An 11,431-nucleotide genomic window follows, 5' to 3' on the forward strand; every position below is an offset into this window, starting at 1 on the left:
TGTCGGGCCTCACACACTGGCGACATCAAGAGAAATCGGATTGTAGTGTTCCGTTTCTCCAACGCGCTCATAAAGACGGATGTAGCGTTTTGAACCAGTGATCTGAATGCTGTCGGCAATTGCCTTCATGGCCTCTTGCCAAGGCTCATCTTCAATATCGATCCGGCGAAGGCCCATGATCCGGTCAATGGAAACCTTGCCTTCTTTGTCGACCTGAAAAGCATCATTGACGATGGCTTGAATGTTTTTGTTCGCACCTTTCGCCCATTTGTGAATGCATTGGTCGATCATGCTTTTGGCAACCTGCAAGCGTTCATCAAAGGCACGGGTTTCGCCGCGCGCCACGATAATTTTGAATTGCCCATCAAAGCTGAACAAGGTCATATTGCCTTTTTTGCCGCCAAACTTGTGATCATATTGGGCGGCGGAAAGAGCGACAAAATCTGCGATTTCTTTGAAGGCGTCAGTTTTGAAATCGGAAATTGCGCCGCTCACCTTTTTGGCGCGGCTGGCTAAGTTTTTCACCAACCTGTCGCGATCCTTGTCAATCTGTTTGACTTTATCAATCGGCCATTCAGCGCCATTGGCATCAAACATGTAGCCTTTGCGCGGCACCGTTTGGTCGTGAGTGGGTTCGGAGGTTTGAATATTGGTCATTTTGGGTTCCTAGACTTGGGATTACTGTAAGAGTTTAGGCGATGTCGCCATCGTTGTTGGGTACGGGCGTTCTGCGTCTGGCCACATGAAGCGGCACAACGTTCCCGTTGAGGTCATTGGGATGTAAGGTGACCACGTTTGGTGTGATCGCCTGTTCAAGCTGTTTGGCGTCGTTGCGACATTGTTCAAGACGGATTGTCAGTTTTTCCAGTTCGCATGCGTTTAGCTCTGTGCGATCATCCAAAAAATAAAGGATTGAATGCAGGTCGTTACTCAGCATCGGCTTGCTCCTTAGCTTTTGAATGTTCGCAATTCGCGCAGGCATACCAATGACGCAAAGCTTGTGGGTCACTCATTGGCTGTGGTCGTTCTGCAAAGTTGTTGCATTGCTTTTCGCTCAATGCGGTTTGCATGAATGGACAAAAACGCCCATCGGTCAGCGCGCCAATGATGTCGGCTGCAACCCTGTCAGTCTTTGCGGTATATTTGCCGGACAAGAGCAGCGAAGCGCTTGTGCGCGATATGCCAATGTCCGCCGCCGCATTTTGGATTGATCCCATCTTGTCGACATGTTGGCGCAAAAGTTGAAGGTAAAAAGGCTCGTTCATGTCCATGGCACTTCGCCCCCTTGTCCCTCATTCAAGTTGCGATCAAATAGAACCTTCTTGCCACGTCGCATGGTTGGCGCATGCGGTCCTGTATTGTTGATCAGGCGATAGCGCTTGAAGCCGTTTGAACCAACGCGGTTTCCTTTTTGTGGAACGGGATAGGCAACAAGGTAACCAGCTTTTACAAGTGCTTTGACATAGCGTTGCAAATTGTTTTCCGGTTGCTTGTCCTTGTTGGTTGCCGCTGCCATGGTTAGGCTTGGAATGGTGAAAGCATCGCCCATACGCATGGTGCGCCAAGCACGTTGCCGGATGGTATTTGCAAATGGCTTGCGGATTGTGCAGCTATCTTTTGAGATTGGACCGCTGGTGATCACTTCACCGTTCATGGTCGCATCTTGACCAAGTTCGGTGAGCCGATAACAACCCAATTCAATCCGTTCCGCATATCCGCGAATGATCAACAAACGCGCCCCGTCCGAAATCTGACGACGGTTCAAAGCAAGTTCGCTTTCGAGTTGATCAATTGTTTTGCAAGTACCATCGCAAAGATGGCTGAGCATTGTGGTCTGGATTTCGCCGGGCGCGAGTTGGGTTTGGTTTTGACCTGTTTGATCAATCATGAGGCCACCGCAACTTGACGTGAGTTTGCGTCTTTAAGATCGTCGGCATAAAACCAGCGGTTACTCAACTCATTGCATTCAAGCCACTTTGCAAGCGCGTTACGCGCTGAATTGTGATCCTCTTCGCCGTAAACGCCCGGCACAAAATAGATGCCTGTATGGGTGTCATGTCCGGCGCGACCGTGGGTGCGGGTGCGCAAGTCATTGAGGGATTTGTGTTGATCAAAAACGATGGTGCGGGAAGGTAATTGTTCAGGGCTTTCACAAAGCCCGATTTCGCCGGTGCGGTGGCAATAAGCGTAAGCCATAATCACACCTCATTCGGAACGTGAATGGTGCGTGAGGTGTTGCGGTCCGCAACAATGGGTTGCCCTGCCATGTCGTGCATGGTCAGTCCGCCTTCTTCTGGCGGGTTTCGCAAACCAAAATTTTCGACCTTGGAAATCGCGTCCAACAATTCGCGGTTAAAGCCTTGCGTGATCTTGTGGATGAACTGCAATAAATCGTCATGGACTTGGACTTCGCAAAGTTCATCAAACATTTTGCGCGTGTCTTCGATTGTTGCCTGTTCAAATTTGACCCGCTGAGAAACACGGCTGGCAACTTGTGGGAACCGTTTCAGATTGTCATTGATGCGGCCCATGCCCACGAGGATAGTGGGGATTTCCAGCATGTCCGAAAGATCGCGAATGGTTTCTAAGATTTCGCGCTTGGCTGAGATGTGATCAGCTTCGTCAATCACAAGGCCAAACGTGCGTTTTTCGTTGCTGGCCATCATAAAACGATGGGTAAGTTCGGCTAGGGCTTTCTTGTATTTGCGTTGTGCAGACCCCGGCACTGGTACCTGTAAAACTTCCAAGAGTTCACCAAGCATCCAGTTTGGCGTCCATGAACTTTTTGCGCGCAAATAGACACAGTCATTTTGGGCAACCCAATTTTGCAATGTGGTGGTTTTGCCAAGTCCGGGCAAACCGTCGACAACGATCAAACAGGTTTCGGATGCACCGCGTTCTTCCACAGCGGTGATGGATTTTCGAAAGCGTAAGACATTTGAAGTCTCGACAAATCGATTTTTCATAAGTAGCCTTTCTAGGCGCACGGCTTTGAATGGGTCCGTGTTGCGTGATTAAATGTGTCAGGCAGCGGCGCGGACAACGTCTCGTAAACGGTCCACATCGATGCCTGACATTTTCATGATTTCGAGCCTCGCCTGAGAGTTCAGGCATTTACGCAATACTTCTATTTGGCTACTGGCCAGACCGTTCGGGTGCTCGATTGCCCAAGCGGCCAATTCTTCATCAGATGCAAAACGCAACGGGCGCACAACTTTCGCGCTTGGGCTGGTTTCGGCTGTAGGATACTTTGGTTCGTGATCAATGGTTGTTGGCTGCGCATGGCGCGGCTCAACAATGTCCATCGGTTGAATTGAAGGTGCGTCTAACAACGACGCTGGATTGAGTTCGGCTTCAACTTCATCATATTTGACATCAAGGCGTTGCTTGCGCGCATTGGCGCGAACTTCTTCGGCTTTGCGCTGCATGGTAAGCGGAACATAACGTTGGGCGTTGCCGTTAAACTCAGCAATGCAAATCAGACGTCCGGAGCGTTGTTCACCAGCCACCATTTCAATCTCACGCACCCATACCTTGGATGCATCGTGAATGTCATAACCGACCATCACTTGCTTGCCGTTATAGCGCTCAAGTTCCAGTGAGAAATAATCGTTGGTATTGAACTTGATCAGGCCTCGATTTGCCTTACGCACCTCGTATGATCGGAACAGATCGTCACCCTCATGGGCATGTAATGTGACGGGCTCAAAGCCCTTTTGCACATGCTCGTGCCAAGCGGTGTTTGGTGAACGCTTAAGCGTCGAATGAATGCGCGAATTATATTCTTCTATCGACTGGTAGCAGTCGGCCATAAACTCAGCCCATGGCTTGAGAAGCCGACTAGTGCCAAACTCTTTCATGTCGCGTCGTGAACGCTTGTGAACGGATTGGCTGGCTTCCATATCCATTTCGCGGCCAAGGTAGGTTGCATATTGGCGCGCAAGGGCATTCCATGCGGTTTGATTGAACCGCTCAATGATGCCGCGCGCTTGCGAATTTCGGGGTAGGGAATGGTGCGCCGTGATGCCCAATCTTTCGAGTAATCCGGTTAGCGGGTCTTCAAGTTTTTTGTTCTTAAACCCTGCACCACGGTCGGCATAAAAAATGGCTGGAATGCCGTGGGTTTCTATTGACCTTCGGAGCGCGTCAATTACACCCTCGGCATTCTCAGCCAAGCCAATTGAGAACCCCACACATTTACGCGTCGCAACGTCAATGATTGAAGTAATCTCAGGCTTAAATGGACCGCCATGGAACGGGTGTTGAACCTCTGCATCAAAGGTCTTTCCATCGGCGGTGTAGATCGTGGTGGGCAGCAGGTCGTCAGTGGTACGCGACACATAGGCCATACGCGCTTTAAGGGTAAGCGGTCTTTCGCGGCCTTTGTTTTTACTAATGTCATCCATCTGACGAACAAGCCGTGCCACTTGGTCATAGGACGGAACAAATCCACCTATGCCAAGTTCGCGCTCAAACTCACGTAGTGCTTCTGAAATGCATGGTTTTTGTGGCCGTGCATAATGGTGTAGGAACCCACCGAACCAATCCGGTGCAGGTTGTTTCTTTCGTGTTTTAAGTGGTGCGAGTGCAGCAACACCGATTTCGTCACGCGCTGCATACCAGCGGTAAATACTCGTTTTGCTCAGTTTTGCAGATTGGTTTGCGCGATCATTCGCAATGATAGCGATGTCGTGTGTTATCCCGCATTCAGTTGGCAAAAGTAGGAACGTTTTAATTGCTTGAAAACGCGACGATCCATCATGTATTTGTCGGGTATCAATTGCCGTTAAAATGGCCGCTCTAGCGTCCATCACTTGGCGCTGACGTGCACTCAATTCTGAGGTGGTCAAAGCGGCACGTTTTTGATCTTGGAGCGCGCGCGTTTGTGCATGGTCTTTCGCGACAATTTGCTTGCCACTTTCAGCCATGGCGCCAGCTCTTAAGATTTCTGGCAAAAGCGAAATATGATATTCAAATCCACCGCCACGACCCTTGCGCTTTCGGCACAAATCCGCATTGGAGTTCCACTCTTCGCGTCGCGCCAAATCCTGCACCCCACGTTTCGTGGTTGGGAAGCCAGAATAGTTTAGCCGTTTGGCCAAATCAGCAATTTCTTGCGCGGAAAGCCAGCTTTGCATTACTTGCCGCCCCCATGCTTTGCACGGAGTGAGCGCACTTCGTTGTCGAGCCGTTCTTGTGCTTTTTCAAGTTGCCATAGGCGAATTACGTCGGCGTACTTTTCCGGCACAACTACAGTGTTTGAGAATCCGCAAATGAAGCCAAGCAGTTCGGTGCATTTGGTTATTTCGGCCAATGCAATTGTGCGCTCTAATGTGATCTTGTGATCAGTGCGCGCGGGACTGGCGTAGGAGTTCAACATATTGGTGGTGATCTTCTGGTCGAGATAGTCACTCATGGCCAAAGCAATAGCGTCGCGGTTTAACCCATGCTGATCTTGTGCAAAGGTCATTGCAGCAGCGAGGGCGCGCGCGATTTTTACATCAAGTGTGCCGCCTTTAGTGACCTGTTCATCAAACTGATGTGCAACAGGTCCAGGCGTCCACTCGCGGAACATATCCATTGTTTTGTTATCGCGCCGCACCATGACGATTAGACCCGATTTGTCCGCTTGAGCCAGTCCATGATTTTTGCTTCATGAACGCCAAACACGTTGTCGAGTTCTTCATCTTTCAGGCTGGTCAAAGCCTTATTGATGGACTGATATTTCTTCTCGAAGTGAGTAGGGAGGCGACCCACTTCGAGAAGGGTCAAAGCGTCCGTAACATTGGTCGCTTTGGGAGGGGTTGAGAATAAGAGATTGCAGACTTGTTTTTGCTTGGCTGGTTTTTCTGACGCGAGTTGTTGCAACCCTGCTTGATGGTCAGCAAGCCATGTCCCTTGGATGTTTGCTTTCGATGCCTCGGATAGGCCCTTCCAAATCGCGATTGCATTGAAAAACGAGCGGCGTGAGAGACCAACTTGCTCAAGGATTTCAGACCGAAGTGCAAATATTGCACTTCGGTTTTCATCTGTAATGTTGGTTTGCTTATCGCCGCCTTTATTGAGTTCTGGATGCATGGCTTTATAGGCGGTATCCAACTCAAAAAGGTGCTGCGCGCGGTCTAGTGCATTGAGTTCGTTGCGACCAATATTTTCGATGACTTCTTCCAGTCGCGCCTCATTCGCATTTGTCGCTTGAGACAAACGTGCGGGGATCTCTTCGCGCTCTAGTGTGATGAACGCTGCAAGGCGGTGATGGCCCGAAACAAGTTGATAGCCTTCACCAGTCTTGATGACGCTTATGGCGTTGATCAAACCGCTTTGTTCAATCATTCCGGCTAGCGCTTCAACCCAATTGTCATTGAGTTCGCGTGCCCGATCTTGTGGTATGGAAATGTTGGCGATTTTGATGTTTTCTATTGATGGAGTATTCATGCTTTTTGTCGCTCAAGAATTGTTGTTCACAGTTTTTGTGGATGGCTTTGGCACCCTTGGTGCTAGGCGGCTTCTTGCCTGCCAACACGCTGTGTGCGTTTTTGGCTGGTGTAGCGGCGGCGGCGTCTGCTAGATTGACTACATTGACGTAGTAATCCGCCATTCGAGGTGTATCTATCTGGCCAAAGGCTGTGCAGTTCGACGCCAAGAAATTTGGCGATTGCTTTATCGGCTTTTGGAAAACGACGACACATTGAAACAGCGACATCGTTCTGAGAAAGGGACAAAGCCTTTGAAAGAGACTTCAACGTAAATCCACGGCGGTTTATTTCCGCCTTGATCGAGTGCTTGTCCCAGCGAATTCGGGTCATCGTGCTCACTTCCCAAATCGGTTGCAGCCGATTTTTTTGAAAACAATTTGTTCGTTACTATGAACACAATAAAGAGGAATACTGCGTAATGTCAATCATTTTTACGCAGAATACTGCTTAATATGGCTAAGCCCAAAAACCCCACGACTGCATTTGCCACTCGACTTGTTCAAGTTATTGAAGAAGTTGATAAAAATGTTGACTTGGCGGCAGAGCTTGGCGTTAGCTTACGAAGCATTTCAGACTATCAAAGCGGTAAAGTGGAGCCGCGATCCGACTTTTTGACACGGTTGCACAACCTAACGAACGTCAATTTGACGTGGTTGTTGACAGGCGATGGCCTGATGTTTGAAGCAATCAAACAGGAAGTACCTGAAGCCGCTAAACCTCACATGAATATGAAAGACCAATATGTTCGGGCGATAGCGATGCGCCTTGCTAAGGTGCAGGAACAGCGCAACAAGATTGCAGAACCGGAACTTGTGTGGTGGATCATTTCGGCGCTTCATCAAAACATCGTCGATGAATTTGACGGGCGTGACGTCACAGACGAAGAACTTGAGCCAATGCTTGATCTCTATATAGATCAACAAGCAAAAAAAGCGGGTTGGTAAGCGCCATTTCCTGTTGAATTCATATAGTTAACAAAGTATGAAAGGGCGGAACAGACGGTTCCCGCCGTCTGCAACCGGGTGGTTGCAACACCCAATTATGTGAACGAGTATATTTCACACCCGCCCAACCGCGCGCGGGTTAGTAATTGGTGATGCAATGAATTTGAGCAAAGGACCGAAGGTGTCGGTCGCCCGTTTTGAAAAACAATTTTCAGCTTCAAAATCCAAAACAAACTGGCGCAAGTGGATTATCCGTCTGATCTGGCGTTGGTGATTTTTGGCGAGAGTTGCATTTCGTTTAGTGAATATGATCCCTGTTGTCGATGACACCTTAGCGGTATCGTTAACTTAGAAACGCCAATTTCCAACTTCCCACTTCTTTTTGGATGGTTGGAGGTGTCGATCCATGTAACATATTGTCAAATAACAAGTATTTGTGATCTGGGAAGTCTCACCCAAACTGGGAAGAGATTTCCCACTTAAACTTATGGGGTCGCGCAGTTCCATGAACGTCAAACGCGGCAAACCACCGCTGATCGCCTTTTCCTATTCGATTGTGATGTATCTCTAACGCACGGCCACAGGGCTTTTCGTCACAATCTGTTCTTGCCAATCCCGTTGGCAGAACAATTGGCGCACAATGCGCGATTTTTCCCAAAGATTGCGCATATTTGACAGGGTTTTGACAGGGGCTTTCCCAAACTTCGAATTGAGGTGAGGCGGCTAGAACAGGCGGAAACCTTAGCTTTTTTGGAGATTTGAGCCTTCATGCCCGTTTCCCAAAGCTAGTACCCCCCCACACTTTGCCTTAATGTTTGCCCATATCGCTGGCGCTTTGCATAATCCAATCGTATGTGCGTTCAACTTTGCGGTTCCAAGTGCCTTCCTCGTAAACAGCTGGCAATCCATCCAAGGCTTCACGTATTTTCGCGCGAACAGCGGCGCGTGCCTTCTCTCGAAGTTTCCAATCTAACGCTTCTACTTCGTTTTTAATCTGCTGAAGGACGTCGCTTGCAACTTTTTTGACTAACTCCCGTTCCTCTTCGGTCAGTTCAGGGCCGGGGTTTGTGAGCAAATCAAATATCGCAAGTTCTTCTTCCGCTAATCCTTCGCGCACGTGGCGGCGCTCTTCATCGTCTAGAGTAGCCAGGAATTCGAGCAAGCGTTTTACGAACTCCTCAGCTTCCACATTGCCGGTATTATACTGTGCGACCAATGCTTCAAATTTGGCGACCAGCGTTGAGCGGATGGGGTTGCGGGATGCCATGGCTTTAACCTTTGCACCAACGGCAGTTCGCAATTTTTGCGCACGGGTCTGAACCGCCTCGTCTTGCTTGTCGGCGCGCAATTTCTCAATGTCGATCTTGCTTAAGTCAACACGGCCTGCGGTATCATCATTCTCTCGGATTGCGGCACTGATCTGAACGCCTTCTATCACATCGTCCAGCATGGTTTGAATGGCCAGTTCGATTTCTGAGATATCGACTTGTCCCCGATCTGCTTTGAGACACTTGGAAACAAAACGAAGGACGACAGCACGCGCTTGTTCGGCTTGTGCACGTGGGTCCGGTAGGGCGGATGTAAATAAGCCCCACACATGTTTTTCATGGGCAAGAAAAGTCTTCACCACATCATCGCGCAGGTTAAGCGCGTTGCGGGCTTTATCGATGGCTGTTTGCCGGTCGAAACCACGCGAAGTGCGTATTGCCGACAGATCTGCGTGGTGGCTAGCTGCGAATTTTTCTGCCTCGTCCAGCGCCTTTATTAAATCGGCGACAAGTTCACCGATATCTTCAATCGGCGGTTTTTCGTTGATGCTTGGCGTGACATAGATTTCTAGCGCTTCTTGAAGCTTTCTAAAAATGCCGACGTAATCGACAATCAGTCCGGCGGATTTGCCCTCTGCTGTGCGGTTTGCACGAGCAATGGTCTGCATTAACGTGTGATTGCGCATCGGCTTGTCGAGGTAAATGGTTGAACAAGTCGGAACGTCAAAACCTGTGATCCACATTGCGCAAACGAATATCAATCGAAGCGGGTCTGCGTCTGCCTTAAAGCGATCATCAAGATCTTCCTCGAGAATGCGCTTGCGGTAAGGTCGCATGTCTATGCCGAACTTCGCAAGGTCCGCGATTTCGTTCTGGCTTTGACTAACCATAACCGCCATGTCGGTCTCACGCATGAATTTGAGGCGGTCACGATCTCCATCAGTTGGCTCAAGAAGCAGTCCTAAGCGTTTAATCTCTGCTTGCCAGTGGAATTGCACCTTTTCGTACATGCGCACTGCTGTGGCTTTGTCTATGGCGACAAACATGCCTTTGCCGCGGTAACCTCGTGCTGGGAAGTGTTTAGCGACGTCTTCGGCGATCTTATCCAATCGGTCATCGCGCGTAAGGATGTGATATTGCCGGCCCATGCGGCGCTCAAGTGCTTTTTCCTGCTCTTCGTCCAAGCCTGCATCGTCCAGCAGTTCACCGAGCTTTTCGTCCAGATCATCGACTTTGAGTTCAAGTTCTGGAATACGATTTTCATAGTAAAGTGGCACCGTGGCACCGTCTTGAACCGACTGCGCAAAGTCGTAAACAGACACATAGTTGCCAAAGACTTCCCGGGTCTTTTCCTCGCCTGCCATCAACGGTGTGCCAGTGAACCCTATAAAACTTGCGTTAGGCAATGCAGAGCGCATATTGGCGGCGAAGGTCGCATATTGCGAGCGGTGTGCTTCGTCTACCATGACGACAATGTCGTCGCGTCCTGACAAGACGCCTAAGGTTTCCAGTTGATCATCGCTTGCAAATTTTTGGATCAGGCTGAACATAAAACGTTCGTTACCTTCCAGCAGTTCGCGTAAGTGTTTGCGCGTTTGTGCCTGTACGGCATCTGTCTGTTTTTCAAGCAGCCCACATTCGGCGAAGGTTTGCGCGATCTGATCGTCTAACTCGGTCCGGTCTGTCACAATCACAAAGGTCATGCCACCGCGCATTTTTCGCAGTGCCTTACGGGCAAAGAATACCATCGAGAGCGATTTGCCAGAACCTTGTGTGTGCCAAAAAACGCCAATTTTGCCGTCATTGTTTTCGCGGTTGTCTAGATTTGCGATTGCGCGGTTAACGCCGATCATCTGGTGGTTTTGTGCAACCTTTTTGATCAGACCGCTTTTCTCGTCCTGAAACACCGTGAAGTTTTCAACCATGTCCAGCAAAGCGACAGGCGTGCATGCGGCGCGAATGGCACGCTCTAACGAAACTTGGCCAGCTTCGTCCTCATTCAACCGCTTCCACTGGCGGAAGTGCCGCCAAGGGGCATGAGAGGCACCAATGCGCGTATCTGAGCCATTGGACAACATCACAAATCCATTGCCGTTAAAGACATGGGGAATGGTGTCTTGATAGTCTTTGAGATTGCCCGTGAATGCGTGCTGCACGTTTACATGCATGCCTTTGAGTTCGACAAACAGTAAAGGCACGCCATTCACGAAGCCAACAAGGTCGGCGCGGCGGGAATGCAGTTCGGTGCCAAACCAAACCTCTTCGGCGAGTTGAAAGTCATTTTTGTGGATGTCGCGCCAATCGATGATCCGCGCACTTTTTGTTTCGCTTTCTCCGCGTGCAGTGCGGCTAGAAACAGGCACACCATCGCGCAGTAACGCCATAACTTCTCGGTTTGCAGCATAAGCGGACAGACCGACACGCGTGCGGGTGATTTGGCGATAGGCATGATCCAGCGCATCTTGATCAAGATTGGGGTTTAACTCGGCGAGAGCTGCACGCAGCCGTTCAGGCAACCACCATTCACGCGGATACCACCCTTCGGTTTCTGATTTTTCGCGATGTAGGGTACGGCCTTGCGCGAGCGTGTCATCTACAAATTCGCGTTGTAGATCGAGCGTTTTCCATCCAAGTTCAGCAAACAGTTCCACAGCCGGTTTTTGCACCAACGCATCCTCTGAGAAGCCGCCATGATCTGGCTGGGCTTGTTCATAGAGAATTTCGGTCGGCTCGCTCATCGGTT

Annotated in this window: 12 protein-coding genes; 1 reads left to right on the top strand and 11 read right to left on the bottom strand. The window is 49.8% G+C overall.

Annotated elements, in window-relative coordinates; all coding sequences use genetic code 11:
• Positions 1-9: 9 nt before the first annotated feature.
• From O4H47_RS13290 to O4H47_RS13335, 10 genes are all read right to left on the bottom strand, one after another.
• A complete protein-coding gene (locus O4H47_RS13290) occupies positions 10-657 on the bottom strand; it encodes a DUF3164 family protein (RefSeq protein ID WP_269394484.1) in 648 nt (215 codons plus the stop codon).
• Positions 658-691: 34 nt separating this feature from the next.
• A complete protein-coding gene (locus O4H47_RS13295; RefSeq protein ID WP_269394485.1) occupies positions 692-937 on the bottom strand; it encodes a hypothetical protein in 246 nt (81 codons plus the stop codon).
• Positions 927-1,271 carry a hypothetical protein gene (locus O4H47_RS13300; protein ID WP_269394486.1) on the bottom strand — a complete coding sequence of 115 codons (345 nt, stop codon included), beginning with the start codon at positions 1,269-1,271 and terminating at the stop codon, positions 927-929. The genes O4H47_RS13295 and O4H47_RS13300 overlap by 11 nt, the downstream gene beginning before the upstream one ends.
• A complete protein-coding gene (locus tag O4H47_RS13305) occupies positions 1,262-1,888 on the bottom strand; it encodes a hypothetical protein (protein ID WP_269394487.1) in 627 nt (208 codons plus the stop codon). Before O4H47_RS13305 ends, O4H47_RS13300 begins: the two co-directional genes overlap by 10 nt.
• The gene (locus O4H47_RS13310) at positions 1,885-2,196 is read right to left on the bottom strand and encodes a hypothetical protein (RefSeq protein ID WP_269394488.1); all 312 of its coding nucleotides are present in this window, start codon (positions 2,194-2,196) and stop codon (positions 1,885-1,887) included. Before O4H47_RS13310 ends, O4H47_RS13305 begins: the two co-directional genes overlap by 4 nt.
• Before the next feature lie 2 nt (positions 2,197-2,198).
• Complete coding sequence (locus O4H47_RS13315; protein WP_269394489.1) at positions 2,199-2,966, bottom strand: AAA family ATPase; 768 nt, start codon at positions 2,964-2,966, stop codon at positions 2,199-2,201.
• 57 nt (positions 2,967-3,023) lie between these two features.
• Positions 3,024-5,138 (bottom strand): Mu transposase C-terminal domain-containing protein, encoded by a 2,115-nt coding sequence (locus O4H47_RS13320; RefSeq protein ID WP_269394490.1) that lies wholly within the window; start codon positions 5,136-5,138, stop codon positions 3,024-3,026.
• Entirely contained in the window at positions 5,138-5,581 is a 444-nt protein-coding gene (locus O4H47_RS13325; RefSeq protein ID WP_269394491.1) for a hypothetical protein, read from the bottom strand. Before O4H47_RS13325 ends, O4H47_RS13320 begins: the two co-directional genes overlap by 1 nt.
• 29 nt (positions 5,582-5,610) lie before the next feature.
• On the bottom strand, positions 5,611-6,435 hold the full coding sequence (locus O4H47_RS13330) for a ParB/RepB/Spo0J family partition protein (RefSeq protein ID WP_269394492.1): 825 nt from the start codon (positions 6,433-6,435) through the stop codon (positions 5,611-5,613).
• A 62-nt stretch (positions 6,436-6,497) separates the two neighbouring features.
• Positions 6,498-6,806 carry a helix-turn-helix domain-containing protein gene (locus tag O4H47_RS13335; RefSeq protein WP_269394493.1) on the bottom strand — a complete coding sequence of 103 codons (309 nt, stop codon included), beginning with the start codon at positions 6,804-6,806 and terminating at the stop codon, positions 6,498-6,500.
• Between the two features lie 122 nt (positions 6,807-6,928).
• On the opposite strand from O4H47_RS13335, the gene O4H47_RS13340 reads away from it, so the two are divergent.
• The gene (locus tag O4H47_RS13340; protein WP_269394494.1) at positions 6,929-7,420 is read left to right on the top strand and encodes a helix-turn-helix domain-containing protein; all 492 of its coding nucleotides are present in this window, start codon (positions 6,929-6,931) and stop codon (positions 7,418-7,420) included.
• A gap of 808 nt (positions 7,421-8,228) precedes the next feature.
• Here the strand turns inward: O4H47_RS13340 and O4H47_RS13345 are convergent.
• A complete protein-coding gene (locus O4H47_RS13345) occupies positions 8,229-11,426 on the bottom strand; it encodes a type I restriction endonuclease subunit R (RefSeq protein ID WP_269394495.1) in 3,198 nt (1,065 codons plus the stop codon).
• Positions 11,427-11,431: the final 5 nt, after the last annotated feature.

This window comes from Maritalea porphyrae (genome assembly GCF_027213965.1).
Taxonomy (GTDB): Bacteria; Pseudomonadota; Alphaproteobacteria; order Rhizobiales; family Devosiaceae; genus Maritalea; species Maritalea porphyrae_A.